The 23,507-nt window shown below is 70.6% G+C and carries 15 protein-coding genes and 2 rRNA genes; 14 read left to right on the top strand and 3 right to left on the bottom strand.

What is annotated here, in order from left to right; genetic code table 11:
* Nucleotides 1-3: 3 nt before the first annotated feature.
* On the top strand, nt 4-1,605 hold the full coding sequence (locus C7M71_RS10610) for a DUF5719 family protein (protein WP_111495136.1): 1,602 nt from the start codon (nt 4-6) through the stop codon (nt 1,603-1,605).
* A 25-nt stretch (nt 1,606-1,630) separates the two neighbouring features.
* Here C7M71_RS10610 and C7M71_RS10605 read toward each other — a convergent pair whose 3' ends face one another.
* A complete protein-coding gene (locus C7M71_RS10605; protein ID WP_111495134.1) occupies nt 1,631-2,248 on the bottom strand; it encodes a TetR/AcrR family transcriptional regulator in 618 nt (205 codons plus the stop codon).
* Nucleotides 2,249-2,382: 134 nt separating this feature from the next.
* Between C7M71_RS10605 and C7M71_RS10600 the strand changes: the two genes are divergently transcribed.
* Nucleotides 2,383-3,411, top strand: coding sequence for an NADPH:quinone oxidoreductase family protein (locus tag C7M71_RS10600; protein WP_114914312.1), 1,029 nt, complete (start codon nt 2,383-2,385; stop codon nt 3,409-3,411).
* Nucleotides 3,412-3,423: 12 nt separating this feature from the next.
* Here the strand turns inward: C7M71_RS10600 and C7M71_RS10595 are convergent, their stop codons facing one another.
* On the bottom strand, nt 3,424-3,882 hold the full coding sequence (locus C7M71_RS10595; protein ID WP_111495571.1) for a metallopeptidase family protein: 459 nt from the start codon (nt 3,880-3,882) through the stop codon (nt 3,424-3,426).
* Nucleotides 3,883-4,004: 122 nt separating this feature from the next.
* On the opposite strand from C7M71_RS10595, the gene C7M71_RS10590 reads away from it, so the two are divergent.
* The 9 genes from C7M71_RS10590 (at nt 4,005) to C7M71_RS10550 (ending at nt 15,885) form a co-directional block, all read left to right on the top strand.
* Nucleotides 4,005-4,436, top strand: coding sequence for a DUF3499 domain-containing protein (locus C7M71_RS10590; RefSeq protein ID WP_111495569.1), 432 nt, complete (start codon nt 4,005-4,007; stop codon nt 4,434-4,436).
* Between the two features lie 141 nt (nt 4,437-4,577).
* On the top strand, nt 4,578-7,061 hold the full coding sequence (locus tag C7M71_RS10585; protein ID WP_111492299.1) for a SpoIIE family protein phosphatase: 2,484 nt from the start codon (nt 4,578-4,580) through the stop codon (nt 7,059-7,061).
* 234 nt (nt 7,062-7,295) lie between these two features.
* The gene (locus tag C7M71_RS10580) at nt 7,296-8,681 is read left to right on the top strand and encodes a phosphomannomutase/phosphoglucomutase (RefSeq protein WP_111492300.1); all 1,386 of its coding nucleotides are present in this window, start codon (nt 7,296-7,298) and stop codon (nt 8,679-8,681) included.
* Between the two features lie 138 nt (nt 8,682-8,819).
* Nucleotides 8,820-9,002, top strand: a complete 183-nt coding sequence (locus tag C7M71_RS10575; RefSeq protein WP_111492301.1) for a Trm112 family protein — start codon at nt 8,820-8,822, stop codon at nt 9,000-9,002.
* A gap of 75 nt (nt 9,003-9,077) precedes the next feature.
* On the top strand, nt 9,078-10,343 hold the full coding sequence (locus C7M71_RS10570) for an SIS domain-containing protein (protein ID WP_111492302.1): 1,266 nt from the start codon (nt 9,078-9,080) through the stop codon (nt 10,341-10,343).
* Between the two features lie 621 nt (nt 10,344-10,964).
* Complete coding sequence (manA, locus tag C7M71_RS10565) at nt 10,965-12,185, top strand: mannose-6-phosphate isomerase, class I (RefSeq protein WP_111492303.1); 1,221 nt, start codon at nt 10,965-10,967, stop codon at nt 12,183-12,185.
* 139 nt (nt 12,186-12,324) lie between these two features.
* Complete coding sequence (locus tag C7M71_RS10560; protein WP_111492304.1) at nt 12,325-13,314, top strand: cation diffusion facilitator family transporter; 990 nt, start codon at nt 12,325-12,327, stop codon at nt 13,312-13,314.
* Between the two features lie 387 nt (nt 13,315-13,701).
* Entirely contained in the window at nt 13,702-15,162 is a 1,461-nt protein-coding gene (gene ahcY, locus C7M71_RS10555) for an adenosylhomocysteinase (protein WP_111492305.1), read from the top strand.
* A gap of 81 nt (nt 15,163-15,243) precedes the next feature.
* Nucleotides 15,244-15,885, top strand: a complete 642-nt coding sequence (locus tag C7M71_RS10550; protein WP_111492306.1) for a hypothetical protein — start codon at nt 15,244-15,246, stop codon at nt 15,883-15,885.
* A gap of 7 nt (nt 15,886-15,892) precedes the next feature.
* Here the strand turns inward: C7M71_RS10550 and C7M71_RS10545 are convergent, their stop codons facing one another.
* Nucleotides 15,893-16,819: an RDD family protein gene (locus C7M71_RS10545; protein WP_111492307.1), complete on the bottom strand. Its 927-nt coding sequence runs from the start codon at nt 16,817-16,819 to the stop codon at nt 15,893-15,895.
* Between the two features lie 180 nt (nt 16,820-16,999).
* Here C7M71_RS10545 and C7M71_RS10540 point away from each other — a divergent pair, with 180 nt between their 5' ends.
* The 3 genes from C7M71_RS10540 to C7M71_RS10525 all read left to right on the top strand — a co-directional run bounded on the left by C7M71_RS10540 (nt 17,000) and on the right by C7M71_RS10525 (nt 23,444).
* Complete coding sequence (locus C7M71_RS10540; RefSeq protein ID WP_111492308.1) at nt 17,000-18,004, top strand: stage II sporulation protein M; 1,005 nt, start codon at nt 17,000-17,002, stop codon at nt 18,002-18,004.
* Nucleotides 18,005-18,532: 528 nt separating this feature from the next.
* Nucleotides 18,533-20,049, top strand: a 16S ribosomal RNA gene (locus C7M71_RS10530).
* Nucleotides 20,050-20,320: 271 nt separating this feature from the next.
* Nucleotides 20,321-23,444, top strand: a 23S ribosomal RNA gene (locus C7M71_RS10525).
* The 16S and 23S rRNA genes sit together here, the layout of an rRNA operon.
* Nucleotides 23,445-23,507: the final 63 nt, after the last annotated feature.

The following is a 23,507-nucleotide window of genomic DNA, read 5'->3' as shown; positions in this document are numbered from 1 at the left end:
GCGATGAGGAATGTGACCGCCAACCGCACCACCACCTCGCTGCTGGCCGCCGCCGTGGTGCTGGCCGCCGCGTTCGGCATCGCCGAGCTGCGGCCGCCCGCCGACCCGGTGGCGACCGGCCCCGAGGGGACCACCCGCGCCACGGTCGAGCGCACCTCGGCGGTGTGCCCGCAGCCCATGCAGGGCCTGACCGGCACCACCACCTACACCGCCTTCACCCCGGCGGAGGCGTCCGGAGCCGCCACCGGCAAGGCCCAGCTGACCGCGGTCGCGGGCGGGGCCGGGGCGAGTGGACCGCCCAGCGGGTCACCCAGCGGGTCACCCAGCGGATCGCCCAGTGGCAAGCCGAGCGGAAAGCCCAGCGGCAAGTCCAGTGGGAAGCCCGGCGGCAAGGCGTCCGGCGGGCCCCGTGCCACCCTGGACAAGGCCGGAGCCCCGGTCACCGCCACGGCTGCCACCGGCGACGACGCCCCCGCCATGGCAGCCGTCGCGAACGGCGGCCTCGCCCCCGGCTTCACCGTGCAGCAGACCACCGTGGTCACCGACAGCCGCGGCCGTGGCCTCTCCGGGCTGACCTGCGCCGCCTCCGGCACCGGCTTCTGGTTCGCCGGCGCCTCCACTGCGGCCGGTCGGGCCGACTATGTGAACCTCACCAACGTCGAACGGCAGCCCGCCATCGTCGACCTGGTGCTCTACGGGCTGGCCGGCGAGATCGACGACGGCAGCGCCGGCAGCCTCACCGTCCCGGCCGGTGAGTCGGTGTCGGTGCTGCTCTCCACCGTCATCAAGGACGCGGTGCCCGATCTGGTGGTCCGGGTGGCCGCCCGCACCGGCCGGGTGGGCGCCTCCCTGCACGCCTCGGACGGCAGCAAGGGCAGCGACTGGCTGCCGGCCTCGGCCGCGCCGGACGGCACGGTGGTGATCCCCGGCCTGCCGGGGGACCTCTCCTCGGCCCGGCTGGTGGTGCTGGCCCCGGGTGACGACGACGCCGACCTCAAGGTGCAGCTCTCCGGCCCCAATGGCTGGTTCACCCCGGCCGGTCACGAGAGCGTGCACGTCAAGGCCGGCATGGTGGCGGCGGTCGACCTGGGCCAGGTGACCCGGGGGCAGGCGTCGGCACTGCGGCTGAGCCCCAGCGACCCCGCGCACAGCACCCCGGTGGTGGCCGGTCTGCGGGTCGACCGGGGCAAGGGCAGCAACACCGATGCCGCCTGGCTGGCCGGCAGCGGCCCGGTGGGCGACCGGGCGACTGCGGCCGACAACCGGGCGGGCACCTCGACGCTCACCCTGACCTCCACCGGAGAGGCGGCCAAGGTCCGGGTGACCTCGTCGGCGGGCGCCTCCGGCGGCACCCCGGCGGGCAAGGAGGTGGAGATCCCGGCGGGCGCCACCGTCACCCTGGAGGCTCCCAAGCCCTCCGGCGCCAAGGGCCCCTGGGCGGTCACCGTGGAGACGCTCTCCGGCGGCCCGGTGGCGGCGGCCCGGCTGCTGTCGGTGCCCAAGGACGGCGTGCCGATGTTCACCGTGCAGCCGCTGCGGGACGACCGCAGCACCGTGCTGGTGCCGCACGCCGCCCAGGACCCGGCGATCCTCACCGCCCGCTGAGGCCCGGGCAGGGCGGCCGGCTGGGTCAGGCGACCGGGCGGGTGCCCAGCATCCGCAGCACCAGATCGGCGTAGCGGCGGCCGAGCTCCTCCGGGGGCTCGGCCGTCCGCTCGTTGTACCAGCGCGCGACGTCGATGCCGAGCGAGAGCACCGCGCGGGCGGTGGTCCGTACGTCGTCCACCTCGAAGACGCCCGCCGCCACCCCCTCGGCGATCAGCGCCCGGACCGTCTCCTCGGTCCGGCGCCGGAGCTCGGCCACGACGGCGAAGTCCTCCGGCGGCAGCGCCCGCAACTCGTACTGGACGATCCGGCCGACGGTGTGGGCGCGGGCGTGCCAGGCGGTGAAGTCCTCCACCAGGCGGCGCATCCGCCGTACCGGGTCGGTGGCCTCCGCTGCGGCGCCCTCCACCAGGGCGAGGGTGCGCTGGTGGCCGGTGCGGCTGATCTCGGACAGCAGCGCCGCCTTGGACGGGTAGTGCACATAGAGGGCCGCCGGGCTCATCCCGGCTGCGGTGGCGATGTCGCGGGTGGTGGTGGCGTGGTAGCCGCGACGGGCGAAGGACTCCACGGCGGCCAGCAGCAGCCGCCGGGCGGCCTCGGGACGCACCTCGGGCCAGAGGTCGGCGGGGGTCGTCGCGGTCATGGGGGGAATCCTCGCAGATCCCCGGGCGGCCGGAGTGGCTGCGGATTCTCGGGGTTCCGCTGCTGCGGCGCCGCTTCTACGCTGAGCGAGCGCTCAGTAAGCGCTCGGTGAGGACGCGGCGACAGGAGGACTCCGTGCAGGCATGGCAGGTGGCGCGGCTGGGCGAGCCCCGCGAGGCGATGCGGCTCCAGGAGGTGGAGCCGCCTCAGCCGGGCCCGGGGCAGCTGCTGGTGCGGGTGCGGGCCGCCGCCGTCAACTTCCCCGACGCGCTGCTCTGCCGGGGCCAGTACCAGGTCCGCCCGCCGCTGCCGTTCACCCCCGGCGTGGAGCTGTGCGGCGAGGTCGCCGCCCTCGGCGGCGGCAGCACCGGCGGCAGCACCAACGGCGGCACCAACGGCGGCACCGGCGGCGGCTTCGCGGTCGGCGACCGGGTGATCGGCACGCCGCTGCTGCCCCACGGGGCGTACGCCGAGTACGCGCTGCTGGAGGCCGCCACCGCCTTCCCGGCACCCCCGGCGCTGGACGGCGCGGAGGCGGCGGCGCTGCACATCGGCCATCAGACGGCCTGGTTCGGCCTGCACCGCCGGGCCGGGCTGCGGGCGGGCGAGACGCTGCTGGTGCACGCGGCAGCGGGTGGCGTCGGCAGCGCCGCCGTCCAGCTGGGCAAGGCGGCCGGCGCCACCGTGATCGGCGTCGCCGGCGGCCCGGAGAAGGCCGCGGCGGCCCGGCGGCTCGGCGCCGACCTGGTGATCGACCGGCGCGGCGAGGACTTTGTGTCCGCCGTGAAGCAGGCCACCGGCGGGCGCGGCGCCGACGTGGTCTTCGACCCGGTGGGTGGGGACGCCTACGACGGCTCCGCCAGGTGCGTCGCCTTCGAGGGGCGGATCGTGGTGGTGGGCTTCGCGGCGGGCACCATCCCGGCGCCCGCGCTCAACCACGCGCTGGTGAAGAACTACGCGATCCTCGGCCTGCACTGGGGCCTGTACAACACCCGCGATCCGCAGGCCGTCCGCCGCACCCACAACGAGCTCACCAGGCTCGCCGAGCAGGGCGTGGTCAGGCCGCTGGTCAGCGAGCGCGTCCCGCTGGCCGGTGCGGCCGACGCCGTGCAGCGCGTCGCCGACGGCACCACCACCGGCCGGATCGCCGTCCTGCCCGGCTGAGCAGGGCCCGCGTCACTCCTCGCCGTAGCGGGGGTCCACGGTGTCGGGGGAGAGCCCGAGCAACTCGGCGACCTGCTCGACCACGATGTCGTGGACCAGCGCGGCCCGCTCGTCGCGGCTCTTGGCCCGGATCTCCACCGGGCGGCGGAAGACCACGATCTGGGTCCGGCCGTCCTTGTCGGCGGCCGGGATCAGCCGGCCCAGCGGTACGGCGTCGCCGAGCGCGCCGACCTCCTCGGGCGGGGTGGGCGGCCACGGCACCTCCTGCACCGCGAAGTCCACCTCGTTCAGCTGCGGCCAGCGCCGCTCCAGCCGGTCCACCGAGTCGCGTACGAAGTCGTCGAAGACTTCCGCGCGGCTCAGTGTGATCGGCACCTGCGGGGGCGCCAGGGGGCCGCGCAGACCACGGCCGTGGCGGTCGCGGCGCCGGGGGCGCGGGCTGGCTGGTCGTTGCGGTGGGGGCCTGTCCATATCACGCTAGAGCGTAGTCGCCGGAGGCCCGGCAAGGGGGAAACCCGGTAGGCTCGGACGGCCCGGAGGACGTCCGCCGGGGAGCGTGCGCGGGGGTCTCCGGGGCGACACGTGATGGCCAGGTGGGGGAGAGTCGTCGCGGCCCGGTCAGGAGTGCGGTACCGTCCATCGTCGTGAGCCCTGTACGTCGCTGTTCGCGGACCGCGTGCGGTCGTCCCGCCGTCGCGACGCTGACGTACGTCTACGCGGACTCCACCGCAGTCCTCGGACCCCTCGCCACCTACGCCGAGCCGCACTGCTACGACCTGTGCGCCGAGCACTCCGAACGCCTCACCGCCCCCCGTGGCTGGGACGTCGTACGGCTGGCGGTGGACTCCGGCCCCGCCCGGCCCAGCAGCGACGACCTGGAGGCGCTGGCCAACGCGGTCCGCGAGGCCGCCCGGCCGCAGGCACGCCCGGAGCGCGTCCGGGATCGCGCGCCCGAGCCGGCCGACCCGCTGGAGGTCGTCCGCCGAGGGCATCTGCGGGTCCTCCGCTCGCCCGACAGCAACTGACCCGGTCCGGCGACCGGCCCTCCCCGGGCCCCGGGCCCGCCCGCCCGAGCCCGCCCCCGAGGGGCCGGTGCGCGAGGCCGGGTGCGGACGCCGCCCCGGCGTTACGATGGGTACTGATCCCCTCAGATGGGACATGTCGCGATGCCCACCTCCCAGCATCCGCAGCCGGGCGCACCACCTGAACCCTTCGGCGGCCCACCGGCCGCCACAGCGGTGATCAGCGCCGACGGCACGGTCATCGGCTGGAGTCCGCAGGCGGAGCGGCTCCTGGGCCACCCCGCCGAGGAGGTGGTCGGGCGCCCTGCCGCCGAGCTGGTCGCGGCACCGGACCGGCTGGACGCCGCACGGATCGCCTCCATCCTGAGCGAAGCCGCCGCCCACGGCAGCTGGGAGGGCCTGGTGGAGGCGCGGCGGCACGACGGCGGCCTCCGGCCGCTGGGCGTCCGCGTCGTCCCGCTCTGCAAGGTTGGCGGGGAACGCAGCTGGCTGGCCCTCGCCGTCGACATGCACGAGCCGCAGTGGGACGTGAACCGCCAGATGCTGGAGCGGTTCCTCACCCGCTCCCCGATCGGCATGGCGGTGGTCGGCACCGATCTGCGCTACCTCTGGCTCAATGACGCCCTGGAACGCTCCGGCGGGGTGCCGCGCGAGCAGCGGCTCGGCCGGCGGCTGAAGGAGACCATGCCGGGCCTGGACGTCGATGGGATCGAAGCGGTGATGCGGCAGGTGCTGGAGACCGGGGAGCCGGTCATCGACCACCACTACCAGGGCTTCACCGAGGCCGCGCCGGGCCTGCGGCGCTCCTTCTCCTCGTCGTTCTTCCGCCTGGACGACTCCGCCGGCTACCCGCAGGGCGTCTGCTACGTGGTCCTGGACGTCACCGACCGCCGCGAGGCGCAGGAGCGGCTGGCCCTGCTCAACGAGGCGTCCGCCCGGATCGGCTCCACCCTGGACGTCGGCCGGACCGCGCAGGAACTGGTCGACGTCGCGGTGCCCCGGCTGGCCGACTTCACCGTCATCGACGTGCTGGAACCGGTGCTCAGCGGCGAGGAGCTGGCCCCCGGGCCGAGCAGCGGCGACATCCCGCTGCGCCGCGCCGCCCAGCGGTCCGTCCGCGAGGGGTGCCCGGAAGCGCTCGTCGACGTCGGGGAGCAGGTCGACTACGTCCCCTCCTCGCCCGCCGCCCGCTGCCTGGCCGAGGGCCGCGCCATCCTCCAGCAGCAGCAGGACGCCGAGCAGGACCGATGGCTGACCGACGACCCGGCCCGCGCCGCCAGGATCCACCAGTACGGGGCCGTGTCGAGGATGTGCGTACCGATGCGGGCGCGCGGCATCACCATGGGCGTGGCCACCTTCGTCCGCCAGACGACCGACCGGCCGCTCTTCGACGAGGACGACCTGCGGCTCGCCGAGGAGTTCGTCGGCCGGGCCGCCCTCTGCCTCGACAACGCCCGCCGCTTCACCCGCGAGCACACCGCCGCGCTGACCCTGCAACGCAGCCTGCTGCCGCACCGGCTGGTACGCCGCAGCGCCGTGGAGGTCGCCTCCCGGTACCTGCCCGCCGACGGACAGGCGGGCGTGGGCGGCGACTGGTTCGACGTGATCCAGCTGTCCGGAGCCCGGGTCGCCCTGGTGGTCGGGGACGTCGTCGGGCACGGCATCGACGCCGCCGCCGCCATGGGCCGGCTGCGCACCGCCGTACAGACCCTCGCCGACATGGACCTGGCCCCAGACGAGCTGCTGGCCCACCTCGACGACCTGGTCATCCGCCTCTCCGAGGAGGAGTCGGCCGCCGCCATCACGGGCGCCAGCTGCCTGTACGCGGTCTACGACCCGGTGACCCGGCGCTGCACCATGGCCCGCGCCGCCCACCCGCCACCGGCCGTGGTCGACGCCGAGGGGGCCGTCACCTTCCCCGAGCTGCCGGCCGGGCCACCGCTCGGCCTCGGCTCCCTGCCGTTCGAGTCCGCCGAGCTGGAACTGCCCGAGGGCAGCCTGCTCGCCCTCTACACCGACGGCCTGATCGACAACCGCAGGCACCGCGACATCGACGCGGGACTCGACCGGCTGCGCGCCGCCCTGTCGCACCCCGACCGGCCGCTGGAGCAGCTCTGCGGGCTGGTGATCCGCTCCATGCTGGACGGCCACCCGACCGACGACGTGGCGCTGCTGCTGGCCCGCACCCGTGGCCTCAGCGCGGACGAGGTCGCCACCTGGGACCTGCCGGTCGACCCCGCAGTGGTGGCCACCGCCCGGGAACTGGCCACCCGGCAGCTGGAGTCCTGGGGGCTCCAGGAACTGCTCTTCACCACCGAACTGGTGGTCAGCGAGCTGGTGACCAACGCGATCCGGCACGCCGCCGGGCCGATCCAGCTCCGCCTCATCCGGCAGTCCGTGCTCACCTGCGAGGTCTCCGACGCCAGCAGCACCTCGCCCCGGCTGCGCCATGCCCGCACCACCGACGAGGGCGGTCGCGGGCTGCTGCTGGTCGCCCAGCTGACCCGCCGCTGGGGCACCCGCTACACCCATACCGGGAAGATCATCTGGGCGGAGCAGTCCATCCCGATGGACGAACCGGAAGGAAGCGCACCCGCCCTCGACGCCTGGGCGGGCGGGGACGGGTGACACCCGACCGGGGAGCCGCCCCGGGCTGCGGCACGGCCGCCGTACCGCCAGCGGGTAGTCTCTGCACCACGTGGACACCTGCGCCGCCACGCGCCGGCCGGCCGCCGAGGCGCAGCCACCCGCCGGGGCCCCGAAGGCCCGTCGGCACGGGTGCCCCGGACGCAGTTGTCCCCCGCAGGCGCGGGTGCAAGCCGACCGTCGCGGCCCAGCCGCGAAGAGCAGGGTGGAGCCGGAGTGCGCGACCTCAAGCAGATCGTCAAGGCGTACGACGTGCGGGGCGTGGTCCCCGACCAGTGGGACGAGGACCTGGCCCGTGCCTTCGGCGCCGCTTTTGTCGAGGTCACCGAGGCCACCTCGATCGTCGTCGGCCACGACATGCGGCCCTCCTCTCCCGGGCTGGCCCGCGCCTTCGCCGAGGGCGCGGCCGGCTGCGGCGCCGACGTGGTCGAGATCGGCCTCTGCTCCACCGACCAGCTCTACTTCGCCAGCGGCAAGCTGGACCTGCCCGGCGCCATGTTCACCGCCAGCCACAACCCCGCGCAGTACAACGGGATCAAGCTGTGCCGGTCCGGCGCCGCCCCCGTCGGCCAGGGCACCGGACTCGACCGCATCCGCGAACTCGTGGAGGGCTGGACCGCCGCCGACGGCACCGTCGCCGTCCCCGTCCACCCGGGCGAGTCCGGCACCATCAGCCGTCAGGACCTCCTCCAGGCATACGCCGACCATCTGCTCGGCCTGGTGGACCTCGGCTCGGTCCGCCGCCTCAAGGTCGTCGTCGACGCGGGCAACGGCATGGGCGGCCACACCGTGCCCACCGTCTTCGACGGGCTGCCGATCGACCTGGTCCCGATGTACTTCGAGCTCGACGGCACCTTCCCCAACCACGAGGCCAACCCGCTGGACCCCCGCAACCTGGTCGACCTCCAGGCCAGGGTGAAGGAGACCGGCGCCGACATCGGCCTGGCCTTCGACGGCGACGCCGACCGCTGCTTCGTGGTCGACGAGCGCGGCGAACCCGTCTCGCCCTCCGCCATCACCGCGCTGGTCGCCGTACGGGAACTGGCCCGCGCCCGGGCCGGCGGCGAACAGCAGCCCACCGTCATCCACAACCTCATCACCTCCTGGACCGTCCCCGAGGTCGTCCGCGAGCACGGCGGCACCCCCGTGCGCACCCGCGTCGGCCACTCCTTCATCAAGCAGGAGATGGCCCGGACCGACGCCGTCTTCGGCGGCGAGCACTCCGCGCACTACTACTTCCGCGACTTCTGGCGCGCGGACACCGGCATGCTCGCCGCCCTCCATGTGCTGGCCGCCCTGGGCGAGCAGCAGGGCACCCTGTCGGCGCTGGTCGCCGAGTACGAGCGGTACGCGGCCTCCGGCGAGATCAACAGCACCGTCCAGGACCAGGCGGGCCGCACCGCCGCCGTCCGCGCCGCCTACGCCGACCTGCCCGGGACTACCGTCGACGAACTCGACGGGCTCACCGTCTCCGGCGCCGACTGGTGGTTCAACCTGCGGCCCTCCAACACCGAGCCGCTGCTCCGCCTCAATGTGGAGGCCCGCTCGGCGACCACCATGGAGAAACTCCGCGACGAGGTCCTCGCCCTGGTCCGCGGCTGACCGACCGGGTCCGCCCGGCCGCCCTCGGTCCCCGACCAGGTCCGGCCGGGCGGCGGGTGCCCCGGCCGGTAGGCTGGAAAGGCCCCTGACGTTCCCCCACGACCGTCCCCGCACCCCGCACCTCCGGAGCCGCGCCACATGAAGCTGGAACCCTTCCTGCTGGACATCCTCGTCTGCCCGCAGTGCCGGGCCCCGCTGACCGAGGCCGACCACGACGGCAGCCCGGAGCTGGTGTGCACCTCCGCCGACTGCGGGCTGGCCTACCCGGTCCGCGACGGCATCCCGGTACTGCTGGTCGACGAGGCCCGCCGCACCGCCTGACCGGCGCCCGCCGCCACCGCGCCCCGAAGCGGAGGGCCTGCCAGGACCCTCCGCCCTCCCCGGAAGGACCGGCGCATGCTCGACGACGCACTGCTCGACGACCCGGCGGCGCTTGAGCGCGCCGACACCGGCGGCGCCCTGCTGGCCCTGGCCGGTGCCGGCGCCCGGATCCGCAACGCCCTGCGCCTGGCCGACGAGGCGGGGCTCGGCGCCCTCCGCCCCGACGGCCGCCCCCGCACCGTCCTCGTCGCCGGACACCGCAGCGCCCTGGCCGCCGGGGACATCCTGGCCGCCCTCGGCGGCACCGCCTGCCCGGTCCTGACCCTGGGCCCGGTGGCGGGGGCGCCCGAGGAGAGCGACCAGGCCCCGGCCCACCTGCTCGACCTGGGCTGGTACCTCCCCGGCTGGGTCGGCTCGCTCGACCTGCTGGTCGTCGCCTCCGACGACGGCTCCGAACCCGGACTCTGCGCCCTGATCGAGCAGGCATACCTGCGGGGCTGCTCCGCCGCCGTGATCGCCCCCGTGGACAGCCCGCTCGCCCAAGCCGCCGTGCAGGCCCGCGCCCTGCCCCTGCCGTACGCGACCGCCGACCGGGCCCGCGGCAACGACCGAGGCGCCGACGCGGTCACCCCTGACGATCTGCCGCCCGAGGACCCGGGAGCGCTCTGGGCCATCCTCGCCCCGCTGCTCGCCCTCGCCGGGCGGATCGGTGTCGCCCCCGCCGACGGCCGGTCGCTGCAAGCCGCCGCCGACCGGCTGGACGAGGTCGCCGTACGCTGCCGACCGGACGCCGCCGCCTACCTCAACCCCGGCAAGAGCCTGGCCGGCCGCCTCGCCGGCGGTCTGCCGCTGCTCTGGGGAGACGGCCCGCTCACCGCCGCCGTGGCGCGGCGCTTCGCCGCCCTGCTCGCCGACCGGGCCGGGCACCCCGCCCTCACCGGAGTGCTGCCGCAGGCGCTCGCCGAGCACCGCGGCCTGTTCGCCGCCCGGCTGGGCGGCGGCACCGGCACCGAGGACTTCTTCCGCGACCGGGTCGACGAACCCGACCCGCTGCGCCTCCAGGTCCTGCTGCTGCGCCGGATCATCGACGAGGCGGACAGCGTCCCGGCTGCCCCGGATGAACCCGAAGGCGACACCGAGGGCGGCCCCTCCCGGACGGAGGACCGCGACACGGCGGCCCTCCACCGCACCGTGGCCCGCGCCCAGCGGCTCGCCGAAGCCCACGAGGTGGTGCTCGGCGAACTCGCCGTCGCCCACACCGACCCGCTGGAGGCACTGGCCGAACTGGTCGGCATCACCGACTTCGCCGCCGTCTACCTCGGCCTCGCCGGCGGCGCCTGACCCGGCCCCCGCACCCGCCCGGGGCCCCCGGCCAGCGGCCCTCCCCGCTACACCCCCCAGCCGGTCGGCGCCCGTTCTCCCCTGCCCCGCCGTGCCCTCCAGCCGGTCGGCGCAGCCCCCCTCTCCGACTCCGCCGCGCCCTCCGGCCGGTCGGCGAGGCCGCCCTTTCCTGCCTCGCCATGCCCTCCGGGTGGCCAGCGAGGGTACTCTCTCCGACTCTCTCCGACCCTGCGGTTCCCTTCGGCCGGTCTGTGCTGGCACCGGTCTCCGACCTCGCCGTGTCCTTCGGCCGGTCTGTGCCGTCACCGGTCTCCGACCCCGCCGTCCCCTTCGGCCGGTCTGTGCTGCCACCCCGCTCCGACCTCGCCGTGTCCTTCGGCCGGTCCGTGCCGTCACCGCCCTCCGACCCCGCCGTCCCCTTCGGCCGGCCCGACCGGCCACCCCGTCCGATGCGGCCGCCCGTCGGGTGGCCGCATCGTGGACACCTCCCCGCCACCCGGGGCGGGTTTCATCCAGGTCGGCTAGGGTCGTCCCTCCGGCCCCGCCGGCGCGACCGTTCGGCGACCCGCAGCAGCACCACCCCGATTCCGGCCCCCGAAGCAGGAAGAAGCAGCAGCGCGCATGGACCGCCTCGTCACCACCGTCCGCCCGTACGCCTGGGGCTCCACCACCGCCATCCCGCAGCTGCTGGGCCAGGAGCCCACGGGTGAGCCGCAGGCCGAACTCTGGATGGGCGCCCACCCCGGAGCGCCCTCGCGGGTCGACCGGGGTGACGGCGAGCGCTCGCTGGCCGAGGTGATCGCCGCCGACCCCCGGCGGGAACTGGGCGCCGCCACGGTGGAGCGCTTCGGGCCGACCCTGCCGTTCCTCTTCAAGGTGCTGGCCGCCGGCCACGCCCTGTCCGTGCAGGTGCACCCGACGCTGGAGCAGGCCAGGGCCGGCTTTGCCGCCGAGGAGGCGAGGGGCGTGCCGCTGGACGCCCCGCACCGCAACTACAAGGACGCCAACCACAAGCCCGAGATCATCTGCGCGCTGAGCGACTTCGACGGCCTCTGCGGCTTCCGCGCCCCCGCCGCCACCGCGGACCTGCTGGACTCCCTCGGCCTCCCCGCCCTCGCCGCCTGGACCGAGGTGCTGCGTACCCGCCCCGAGGAGGAGGCGCTGCGGACCGTGCTCGCCGAGGTGCTCGGCGCCGACCGGGAGCGGACCGCCGCCGTGGTCGGCGAGGTCGCCGAGGCGCTGGAGAAGGGCGCCGCCGGCGACGGCCCACACGCCGCGACCTGCGCCGCCTACGCGACCGCCGCCCGTGACTACCCCGGCGACCCCGGCATCATCGCCGCGCTGCTGCTCAACCATGTCACGCTCCGGCCCGGCCAGGCCCTCTACCTGGACGCCGGCGTCCCCCACGCCTACCTCAGCGGCCTCGGCGTCGAACTCATGGCCAACTCCGACAATGTGCTGCGCTGCGGCCTCACCCCCAAGCACATCGACGTCCCCGAACTGCTGCGGGTGGTCGACTTCCACGCCACCGACCCCGCTGTGCTGCACCCGGTGGCCGTGCCCGGGGCGGACGGCGAGGAGCGCTACCCGGCCCCGGTCCAGGAGTTCCGCCTCTCCCGCTACCGGCTGACCGGCGCCGGCCGCACGCCGGACCGACACACGGTGGACGGACGCACCCCGCAGATCCTGCTCTGCGCCGCAGGCGAGGCCGAGCTGACCGACGCCGCCGGGCGGACCCTCACCCTGAGCGGCGGTCAGTCCGCCTACCTGCCCGCCGACGGCGCCGAGTCCACCCTCACCGGCACCGACGCCCTGGTCTTCCGCGCCACCGTCCCGCTCTGACCCTCCGTCAGGTCCACTGCCGGGCCGGTACCCGAAGGGGCCCCCGGCCGCCAGTGCGAGAATGGCACGCCACGGCAGGCACGCCCGGCGACGAGACCAGCGGGCCCGCAGCGGCCCGGCGGAAGGACTGAACCGCACCATGAGTGCAGCAGGCGGTACCAAGGCGATCGTGGCTGCCCTGAGCGCCAACCTGGCAATCGCGGCGGGCAAGTTCGTGGCATTTGTCGTCACCGGCTCCTCCTCGATGCTGGCGGAGGCCGTGCACTCCGTCGCCGACTCCGGTAATCAGGGACTGCTGCTGCTCGGTGGCAAGCGGGCCAGGCGCGAGGCGTCCGAGGAGCACCCCTTCGGATACGGGCGCGAGCGCTACATCTTCGGCTTCCTGGTCTCGATCGTGCTGTTCAGCGTGGGCGGCATGTTCGCCCTCTACGAGGGCTATGAGAAGGTCGCCCACCCCCATCCGCTGGAGAGCTGGTACTGGGCCGTCGGCGTGCTGATCTTCGCGATCCTCGCGGAGGGCTTCTCCTTCCGTACGGCCGTCAAGGAGTCCAACCGGATCCGCGGCTCCCTCAGCTGGTCCCAGTTCATCCGCCGGGCCAAGGCGCCGGAACTCCCCGTGGTGTTGCTGGAGGACTTCGGAGCGCTGATCGGCCTGGTGCTGGCGCTGTTCGGCGTCGGGCTGGCGATCACCACCGGCAACGGCGTCTGGGACGGCGTCGGCACCCTCTGCATCGGCGTCCTGCTGATCGCCATCGCCCTGGTCCTCGCCGTGGAGACCAAGAGCCTGCTGCTGGGCGAGGCCGCCACCAAGGAGACCGTGGCCGAGATCCGTGAGGCGCTGGTCGACCATGACACCGTGGCCGGCCTGATCCATATGCGGACCCTGCACCTCGGCCCCGAGGAACTGCTCGTCGCCGCCAAGATCGCCGTACGGCACGACGACACCGCCGCCGACGTCGCCCGTGCCATCGACGACGCCGAGGCACGCATCCGCCGGGCCGTGCCCATCGCCCGAGTCATCTACCTGGAACCGGACATCTACAGCGCCGACAAGGCCGCTGCCGGCCCCGACCCCGAGGCCACCCCCGGCGGCCCCGGCCCGGCGGACTCCGGATCGCACGCGCACTGACGCCCGCCCCCTGCCAGGGGTGGCCGGATTCCCCGGGATCCCGGGCCCGCGCCGGTACTGTCGGTGTAGATTCGTGACCAGAGCCAGACGTCGCTGCTGATGGCGGTCGATCGGACGGCGTGCGGCCCGCCGCACGCACCGGTCGAGGGAGAGAGGGCCTCCGACGGGCTGTGCTGGAGCGAGGGGACCGGCCCGCCGGGCCCCATGGACCACGGGAGTGCACCACCCGTGGGAGTCGGCGTACCCGCACCGCCGGGCGCCGTCGGTCCCGCGACCGCGTACGCCCGCGCCTGTCCGCCCGCCGCCCCAGCACACCGGACCAGCGCCCTGCGCCGGAAACGCCCGGCGCGGCCACAACTCCCCACAATCAGCGCGAGGAGCAGACGCATGGCGTCCCAGACCACCGGTGACTTCAAGGTCGCCGACCTCTCCCTGGCCGCCTTCGGCCGCAAGGAGATCCAGCTCGCCGAGCACGAGATGCCCGGCCTGATGGCCATCCGCAAGGAGTACGCCGAGGCGCAGCCGCTGGCCGGCGCCCGGATCACCGGCTCGCTGCACATGACCGTGCAGACCGCCGTGCTCATCGAGACCCTGGCCGCCCTCGGCGCCGAGGTCCGCTGGTGCTCCTGCAACATCTTCTCCACCCAGGACCACGCCGCCGCCGCGATTGCCGTCGGCCCCGAGGGCACCCCGGAGAACCCGCAGGGCGTCCCGGTCTTCGCCTGGAAGGGCGAGTCCCTGGAGGAGTACTGGTGGTGCACCGAGCAGGCCCTCACCTGGCCCGGTGAAGACGGCACCGCCGTGGGGCCGAACATGATCCTGGACGACGGCGGTGACGCCACCCTGCTCGTCCACAAGGGTGTGGAGTTCGAGAAGGCCGGCGCCGCGCCGGACCCCTCCACCGCCGACAACGACGAGTACCGCATCATCCTGCAGCTGCTCAACCGCACCCTCGCCGAGTCGCCGCGCAAGTGGACCGAGGCCGCCGCCGCGATCAAGGGCGTGTCCGAGGAGACCACCACCGGCGTCCACCGCCTGTACGAGATGCACCGCGACGGCAGCCTGCTGTTCCCGGCCATCAACGTCAACGACTCGGTGACCAAGTCGAAGTTCGACAACAAGTACGGCTGCCGCCACTCGCTGATCGACGGCATCAACCGCGCCACCGATGTGCTCATCGGCGGCAAGGTCGCCGTGGTCTGCGGCTACGGCGACGTCGGCAAGGGCTGCGCCGAGTCGCTGCGCGGCCAGGGCGCCCGGGTGATCGTCACCGAGATCGACCCGATCTGCGCCCTCCAGGCCGCCATGGACGGCTACCAGGTGACCACCCTGGAGGACGTGGTCGAGACCGCCGACATCTTCGTCACCACCACCGGCAACAAGGACATCATCCTCGCCTCCCACATGGCGCGGATGAAGCACCAGGCGATCGTCGGCAACATCGGCCACTTCGACAACGAGATCGACATGGCCGGCCTGGCGAAGATCCCCGGGATCGTCAAGGACGAGGTCAAGCCGCAGGTCCACACCTGGACCTTCCCCGACGGCAAGGTGCTGATCGTCCTCTCCGAGGGCCGGCTGCTCAACCTGGGCAACGCCACCGGACACCCCTCGTTCGTGATGTCCAACTCCTTCGCCAACCAGACGATCGCGCAGATCGAGCTCTTCACCAAGACCGAGGAGTACCCGGTCGGCGTCTACACCCTCCCCAAGCACCTGGACGAGAAGGTCGCCCGCCTCCACCTGGACGCGCTCGGCGTCAAGCTCACCACGCTCTCCGAGGACCAGGCCGCCTACATCGGCGTCCCGGTCGAGGGCCCCTACAAGTCGGACCACTACCGGTACTGACACCCGCACGGCACCTCCCGTCGGGCCCCGGACCTGCGACCAGGTCCGGGGCCCGACCCGTCCCCGCCGTAGCATGCGACCATGCCCAGCGGCCGCTACTCCCTGTACGACCCCCACGACGACACCCCCCTCGGAGAGGAACACTTCAGCTGCGCCCCCGGCCCCGCCGGCTGGCGCTACACCGCACAGAGCTTCACCACCGACGGCACCCCCGCCGGCTCCGTCGACCTCACCCTCGACTCACTCGGCCGCCCCCTGCGCCTTCACCTGCGCGCCGGAGACTGGCAGATCCGTGGCGGCGCACTCGACGGCCTCACCTGGGTCCGTACCGACGCCTCCGACCCCGACACGGCCCACGCCACCGAAGGGCACGACCGTGCCCACGCCTTCACCGGCCGCTCGCCCGCATTCCTGATCGCCACCGCCCGGCTGCTCCGGCTGGAACCCGGAGGCAGGGCGCGGCTGCGCCTGGTCGCCCTCACTGAACCCGTACTCGCACCACGCACTCTCGACCAGGGCTGGTCACTGGACGGAATCGAATCACACGCCACTGACAGTGGGCCGCTGACCGTCGAGCGCTACACCGTCGCCGACCTCGAAACCGGCGAGCAGCACACCGTCCACCTGGCCGGGGACGTGGTACTCGCCGCACCCGGCGTGGAACTGGAGGCACTGGACACGCCACCCAACCAGCAGCGCCCAGGCGCCCCGCCGCTGGGCTGACCGCCGGTCAGGCTGGCGGCGCGAAGCCTCCCTGGCCCTGCTCGACCGCAGGCGCGGGCGGCGTGGGCGGTGCGGGCGGCACAGGGGGGACGGGCGCGACGGGCGGGACGGGTGCGGGGCCGGGAACAGCAGCCGGAGCAGCAGCGGCAGGAGGATAGGCCGCCGGCTGGTGCCCCCTGGCGCGCGCCCACTCCCGGTTCTGCCGCTCGGCCAGCACCGCACCCAGATACGCGGCCGGGTGCAGACCCGGCGGAACGGCCCGTCCGGTACGCGCCGCCACATCCCCCGCCAGCCGATGTGCCAGATCCGAGGCGATGCGCGGGTCCAGCTGGTACATCCGCCCGAGGTACTGCCGGACCGCCAGCCACAGCCCGTCCGGCACCGCCGACAGGTCCAGCGAAGCCAGTTCCCCGCCCAGGGCGGCCATCAACTGCGGAGGCAGCGTCGGCAACGGGGAGCGGCCGCCGCCGGCCCCCGGCACCCGCTCCCTGATCACCAGCGTGCCCGCGAAGACATCACCCAGCCGACGCCCCCGGTCGGAAGCCAGCGAAGCGATCGTGGCCGGGACCCCGACCAGCATGACGATCTCGAAGAAGCCGACCAGCCCCCGCACCAGCGCATGCCGGAAGCGGATCGGCCCGCCGTCGGTGCGGACCACCCGCAGGCCGAGCGCCAGCTTCCCCAGCGACCGCCCCCGGGAGAGCGTCTCCACCACCACGGGTATGCCGACCAGGATGCCCACGGTGAGGCTGAGGGTGACTGCGGCGGCCGCCGCCGCATCCAGGTCCGGGGCCGTCAGGTCGAGCACCAGCGTCAGCGCGATGACGACGAGGAACAGCACGGCCATGTCGAGGAAGCACGCGATCATCCGGCTGGGCAGCTTCGCAGGCTGCACCCCCAGGACCACGGCCTCGCCGGTCACCAGGTCGCTCACTGCGCTCCCACCTGTCCTCGCCCACCCGCCGCCCCGCAGGACCGGCGTCATCGGCCCCGCCCGCGATCTCCTGCGGTCAACATACGGCCGTGCCAGGGACGGCGGGTAGCCGGGCGACGGGCTCTGGCAAGCTGGGTCCCCTCTCCGCCCAACCGTTCCCCCGGAGCCTGGAGCCCCCGCATGGACCTGGACGTCTTCGTCACCACCCACCGGGCGGAGTGGGCCCGGCTGGACCAGCTCTGCAAGCGGCGTCGGCTCACCGGGGAGGAGGCGGACGAACTCGTCGACCTCTATCAGCGCGTCACCGCCCACCTCTCCCAACTCCAGTCGACCGCCCCGGACCCCACCCTCGTCGGCCGGCTGACCTCGCTCGTCGCCCGGGCCCGCAGCGCGGTGACCGGGGCCAGGTCGGCCGGGTGGCGTGACGCCGGGCGGTACTTTGCCTCCAGCTTCCCCGCCGCCCTCTACCGGACCCGGAAGTGGTGGATACCCACCGCCCTGGCCTCGCTGGCACTGGTGGCCGTCGCCGCCGTCTGGATCGCCACCGATGCCGGGGTGCGCGCCTCCATCGCGGCACCGGACCAGATCCGCGAGATGACCCGCCCCGGCGGGGAGTACGAGGCCTACTACTCCAGCCACCCCGCGAGCTCGTTCGCCGCCCAGGTGTGGACGAACAACGCCTGGGCCGCCGCCCTCTGCCTGCTCGGCGGCGTCTTCCTGGGCCTCCCGGTGCTGTACGCCCTCGTCGGCAACATCCTCAACATCGGTGTCGGCATCGGCATGATGGCCTCCGCAGGACGGCTGGACCTCTTCCTCGGCCTGCTGCTCCCGCACGGCATGCTCGAACTGACCGCCGTCTTCGTCGCCGCCGGCATGGGCCTCCGCCTCGGTTGGACGGTCATCGACCCGGGCCCGCGCACCCGGTCCACCGCCCTCGCCGAGGAAGGCCGGGCAACCATCGGCATGGTCGTCGGCCTCGCCGCCGTCCTACTGGTCTCCGGCGTACTCGAAGCTTTTGTCACCCCCTCCGGGCTCCCCACCTGGGCCCGCATCGGCATCGGCGGCCTCGCCGAGGCCCTCTTCCTGGCCTATGTCTTCCTGGTGGGCCGACGCGCCTACCGGGCCGGCGACATCGGCGACGTGGAGTCGGCCGACCGCACCGACGAGCTGCCGGTGGCCGCCTGAGGCTGTGTGCGACCACCTCGGCTGACCTGGTAGTCTCATGATCGCGTCGCCGAGCCATTGACAGCGGTTCGGTGTGCGGGTAGGTTCGAACGGTTGCCTCCGACTGGACACGGTCGGGAGCGGGCGTTAGTGTCTACGACACCGCCGATCCGGAAGCAGATCGCGAAATCCGCAGGGAATCCAGAATTCAACTGCGGTCGCGTGCGCCCCGGGGCAGCGAATCCGGAAACGGAGTTCCGAAAGTCTGCTAGGCTTCGGAGCGAAGTTCGGAAAAAGAACCCCGCCAGCGGGGGTCAGGGAAGCGGAAAGCGGATCTGATAAGCTGGAGACACAAGAAGGGAAGCGCCCGGAGGAGCCCGGAAGGGTTTCGATGGAAGCGTCCGTTCCTTGAGAACTCAACAGCGTGCCAAAAGTCAACGCCAGATATTTGAACCCTTTGGGTTCCTTTGAATGAAGTGCAGCGAGGACGCTGTGCGCGGGTCCGGCTTATTCCGCCGGATGCCGTGCCGCTCTTCCGCGAATGAGACATTCACGGAGAGTTTGATCCTGGCTCAGGACGAACGCTGGCGGCGTGCTTAACACATGCAAGTCGAACGGTGAAGCCCTTCGGGGTGGATCAGTGGCGAACGGGTGAGTAACACGTGGGCAATCTGCCCTGCACTCTGGGACAACACCGGGAAACCGGTGCTAATACCGGATACGACGTACCTCCGCATGGGGTGTGCGTGGAAAGCTCCGGCGGTGCAGGATGAGCCCGCGGCCTATCAGCTTGTTGGTGGGGTGATGGCCTACCAAGGCGACGACGGGTAGCCGGCCTGAGAGGGCGACCGGCCACACTGGGACTGAGACACGGCCCAGACTCCTACGGGAGGCAGCAGTGGGGAATATTGCACAATGGGCGAAAGCCTGATGCAGCGACGCCGCGTGAGGGATGACGGCCTTCGGGTTGTAAACCTCTTTCAGCAGGGAAGAAGCGCAAGTGACGGTACCTGCAGAAGAAGCACCGGCTAACTACGTGCCAGCAGCCGCGGTAATACGTAGGGTGCGAGCGTTGTCCGGAATTATTGGGCGTAAAGAGCTCGTAGGCGGCCTGTCGCGTCGGATGTGAAAGCCCGGGGCTTAACCCCGGGTCTGCATTCGATACGGGCAGGCTAGAGTTCGGTAGGGGAGATCGGAATTCCTGGTGTAGCGGTGAAATGCGCAGATATCAGGAGGAACACCGGTGGCGAAGGCGGATCTCTGGGCCGATACTGACGCTGAGGAGCGAAAGCGTGGGGAGCGAACAGGATTAGATACCCTGGTAGTCCACGCCGTAAACGTTGGGAACTAGGTGTGGGCGACATTCCACGTCGTCCGTGCCGCAGCTAACGCATTAAGTTCCCCGCCTGGGGAGTACGGCCGCAAGGCTAAAACTCAAAGGAATTGACGGGGGCCCGCACAAGCGGCGGAGCATGTGGCTTAATTCGACGCAACGCGAAGAACCTTACCAAGGCTTGACATACACCGGAAACTGGCAGAGATGTCAGCCCCCTTGTGGTCGGTGTACAGGTGGTGCATGGTTGTCGTCAGCTCGTGTCGTGAGATGTTGGGTTAAGTCCCGCAACGAGCGCAACCCTTGTTCTGTGTTGCCAGCGAGTAATGTCGGGGACTCACAGGAGACTGCCGGGGTCAACTCGGAGGAAGGTGGGGACGACGTCAAATCATCATGCCCCTTATGTCTTGGGCTGCACACGTGCTACAATGGTCGGTACAATGGGCTGCGATACCGCGAGGTGGAGCGAATCCCAAAAAGCCGGCCTCAGTTCGGATTGGGGTCTGCAACTCGACCCCATGAAGTCGGAGTCGCTAGTAATCGCAGATCAGCATGCTGCGGTGAATACGTTCCCGGGCCTTGTACACACCGCCCGTCACGTCACGAAAGTCGGTAACACCCGAAGCCGGTGGCCCAACCCTCTGGGAGGGAGCCGTCGAAGGTGGGACCAGCGATTGGGACGAAGTCGTAACAAGGTAGCCGTACCGGAAGGTGCGGCTGGATCACCTCCTTTCTAAGGAGCATTGGCCGGCTTCGAGCGAGTGTCTCGGAGCGGTTGCTCATGGGTGGAACGTTGACTATTCGGCAGGTCCCGGGTCCCCGGGTTCGTTAGTACTGCGCCTTTGGCGTGTGGAAGGCGGGTCGGGGGTGTGGGGGTTGTCGGGCGCGCTGTTGGGTCCTGAGGGAACGGTTGGTTGTTTCCTCTGGTTGTGCCGGTCCCATGCTTGTTCTGGGTGGGTGGCTGGTCGTTGTTTGAGAACTGCACAGTGGACGCGAGCATCTGTGGCCAAGTTTTTAAGGGCGCACGGTGGATGCCTTGGCACCAGGAACCGATGAAGGACGTGGGAGGCCGCGATAGGCCCCGGGGAGCTGTCAACCGAGCTTTGATCCGGGGGTGTCCGAATGGGGAAACCCGGCAGTCGTCATGGGCTGTCACCCGCTGCTGAACACATAGGCAGTGTGGAGGGAACGCGGGGAAGTGAAACATCTCAGTACCCGCAGGAAGAGAAAACAACCGTGATTCCGGGAGTAGTGGCGAGCGAAACCGGATGAGGCTAAACCGTATGTGTGTGATACCCGGCAGGGGTTGCGCGTGCGGGGTTGTGGGAGCGTACTTCAGTCGTCTGCCGGCGGCTGGGCGAGTCAGAAACCGTACAGGTAGTCGAAGGGCATGCGAAAGGCCCGGCGTAGAGGGTAAGACCCCCGTAGACGAAATCTGTGCGGCTTGCTTGTGCGTTTCCCAAGTAGCACGGGGCCCGAGAAATCCCGTGTGAATCTGGCGGGACCACCCGCTAAGCCTAAATATTCCCTGGTGACCGATAGCGGATAGTACCGTGAGGGAATGGTGAAAAGTACCGCGGGAGCGGAGTGAAATAGTACCTGAAACCGTGTGCCTACAAGCCGTGGGAGCGTCGTCGTGGTTTTCGGACTGCGGCCGTGACTGCGTGCCTTTTGAAGAATGAGCCTGCGAGTTTGCGGTGTGTGGCGAGGTTAACCCGTGTGGGGTAGCCGTAGCGAAAGCGAGTCCGAATAGGGCGTTCTTAGTCGCATGCCCAAGACCCGAAGCGGAGTGATCTAGCCATGGGCAGGGTGAAGCGCGGGTAAGACCGTGTGGAGGCCCGAACCCACCAGGGTTGAAAACCTGGGGGATGACCTGTGGTTAGGGGTGAAAGGCCAATCAAACTCCGTGATAGCTGGTTCTCCCCGAAATGCATTTAGGTGCAGCGTCGTGTGTTTCTTGCCGGAGGTAGAGCACTGGATAGGCGATGGGCCTCACCGGGTTACTGACCTTAGCCAAACTCCGAATGCCGGTAAGTGAGAGCGCGGCAGTGAGACTGCGGGGGATAAGCTCCGTGGTCGAGAGGGAAACAGCCCAGAACACCGGCTAAGGCCCCTAAGCGTGTGCTAAGTGGGAAAGGATGTGGAGTCGCAGAGACAACCAGGAGGTTGGCTTAGAAGCAGCCACCCTTGAAAGAGTGCGTAATAGCTCACTGGTCAAGTGATTCCGCGCCGACAATGTAGCGGGGCTCAAGTACACCGCCGAAGCCGTGTCACTCACACAAATAGCCTTAACGGGTGTGTGGGTGGGTAGGGGAGCGTCGTGTGCCGGGTGAAGCGGCGGCGGGAGCCAGTCGTGGACGGTATACGAGTGAGAATGCAGGCATGAGTAGCGATACAAGAGTGGGAAACTCTTGCGCCGATTGACCAAGGGTTCCTGGGTCAAGCTGATCTGCCCAGGGTAAGTCGGGACCTAAGGCGAGGCCGACAGGCGTAGTCGATGGACAACGGGTTGATATTCCCGTACCCGCTGTAGAGCGTCAACGCTGAACCTCTGAATGCTAAGGCCGTGAAGCCGCCCTTGAGACCTTCGGGTCGAGGGGGAGTGGTGGAGCCGCCGGTCCAACAGGGTAGTAGGTGAGCGATGGGGTGACGCAGGAAGGTAGTCCAGCCCGGGCGGTGGTTGTCCCGGGGTAAGGGTGTAGGACGTGGGGTAGGCAAATCCGCCCTGCATATAGTCTGAGACCTGATGCCGAGCCGATTGTGGTGAAGTGGATGATCCTATGCTGTCGAGAAAAGCCTCTAGCGAGTTCTATGGCGGCCCGTACCCCAAACCGACTCAGGTGGTCAGGTAGAGAATACCGAGGCGTTCGGGTGAACCGTGGTTAAGGAACTCGGCAAAATGCCCCCGTAACTTCGGGAGAAGGGGGGCCATTGCTGGTGATGGGTCTTGCACTCTGAGCTGGTGGTGGCCGCAGAGACCAGCGAGAAGCGACTGTTTACTAAAAACACAGGTCCGTGCGAAGCCGTAAGGCGATGTATACGGACTGACGCCTGCCCGGTGCTGGAACGTTAAGGGGACCGGTTAGTCATGATTCGTCGTGGCGAAGCTGAGAACTTAAGCGCCAGTAAACGGCGGTGGTAACTATAACCATCCTAAGGTAGCGAAATTCCTTGTCGGGTAAGTTCCGACCTGCACGAATGGCGTAACGACTTCTCGACTGTCTCAACCACGGGCCCGGTGAAATTGCATTACGAGTAAAGATGCTCGTTTCGCGCAGCAGGACGGAAAGACCCCGGGACCTTTACTATAGCTTGATATTGGTGTTCGGTTCGGCTTGTGTAGGATAGGTGGGAGACTGTGAAGCTGTGACGCCAGTCATGGTGGAGTCATCGTTGAAATACCACTCTGGTCGTGCTGGATGTCTAACCTGGGTCCGTGATCCGGATCAGGGACAGTGTCTGGTGGGTAGTTTAACTGGGGCGGTTGCCTCCTAAAGGGTAACGGAGGCGCCCAAAGGTTCCCTCAGCCTGGTTGGCAATCAGGTGTTGAGTGTAAGTGCACAAGGGAGCTTGACTGTGAGACCGACGGGTCGAGCAGGTGCGAAAGCAGGGACTAGTGATCCGGCGGTGGCTTGTGGAAGCGCCGTCGCTCAACGGATAAAAGGTACCCCGGGGATAACAGGCTGATCTTCCCCAAGAGTCCATATCGACGGGATGGTTTGGCACCTCGATGTCGGCTCGTCGCATCCTGGGGCTGGAGTAGGTCCCAAGGGTTGGGCTGTTCGCCCATTAAAGCGGTACGCGAGCTGGGTTTAGAACGTCGTGAGACAGTTCGGTCCCTATCCGCTGTGCGCGTAGGAGTCTTGAGAAGGGCTGTCCCTAGTACGAGAGGACCGGGACGGACGGACCTCTGGTGTGCCAGTTGTTCTGCCAAGGGCATGGCTGGTTGGCTACGTTCGGGAGGGATAACCGCTGAAAGCATCTAAGCGGGAAGCCTGCTTCGAGATGAGGGCTCCCACCACCTTGAGTGGGTAAGGCTCCCAGTAGACGACTGGGTTGATAGGCCGGGTGTGGAAGCCTCGTGAGGGGTGGAGCTGACCGGTACTAATAGGCCGAGGGCTTGTCCATAGTTGCTCCGCGTCCACTGTGTAGTTCTGAAGCAATGACCCGTGCCGATTCCGGGTCAACTTC

Source organism: Peterkaempfera bronchialis (assembly GCF_003258605.2).
In the GTDB taxonomy this organism is placed as follows: domain Bacteria; phylum Actinomycetota; class Actinomycetes; order Streptomycetales; family Streptomycetaceae; genus Peterkaempfera; species Peterkaempfera bronchialis.
This window is presented reverse-complemented; position numbering and strand designations above follow the sequence as displayed.

Coding starts and splice junctions, on each gene's coding strand:
- C7M71_RS10550 (WP_111492306.1), top strand. CDS start 15,244: ATGCCCAGCGGCCGCTACTCCCTGTACGACCCCCACGACGACACCCCC.
- ahcY (WP_111492305.1), top strand. CDS start 13,702: ATGGCGTCCCAGACCACCGGTGACTTCAAGGTCGCCGACCTCTCCCTG.
- C7M71_RS10585 (WP_111492299.1), top strand. CDS start 4,578: ATGCCCACCTCCCAGCATCCGCAGCCGGGCGCACCACCTGAACCCTTC.
- manA (WP_111492303.1), top strand. CDS start 10,965: ATGGACCGCCTCGTCACCACCGTCCGCCCGTACGCCTGGGGCTCCACC.
- C7M71_RS10570 (WP_111492302.1), top strand. CDS start 9,078: ATGCTCGACGACGCACTGCTCGACGACCCGGCGGCGCTTGAGCGCGCC.
- C7M71_RS10595 (WP_111495571.1), bottom strand. CDS start 3,882: ATGGACAGGCCCCCACCGCAACGACCAGCCAGCCCGCGCCCCCGGCGC.
- C7M71_RS10540 (WP_111492308.1), top strand. CDS start 17,000: ATGGACCTGGACGTCTTCGTCACCACCCACCGGGCGGAGTGGGCCCGG.
- C7M71_RS10605 (WP_111495134.1), bottom strand. CDS start 2,248: ATGACCGCGACGACCCCCGCCGACCTCTGGCCCGAGGTGCGTCCCGAG.
- C7M71_RS10575 (WP_111492301.1), top strand. CDS start 8,820: ATGAAGCTGGAACCCTTCCTGCTGGACATCCTCGTCTGCCCGCAGTGC.
- C7M71_RS10560 (WP_111492304.1), top strand. CDS start 12,325: ATGAGTGCAGCAGGCGGTACCAAGGCGATCGTGGCTGCCCTGAGCGCC.
- C7M71_RS10610 (WP_111495136.1), top strand. CDS start 4: ATGAGGAATGTGACCGCCAACCGCACCACCACCTCGCTGCTGGCCGCC.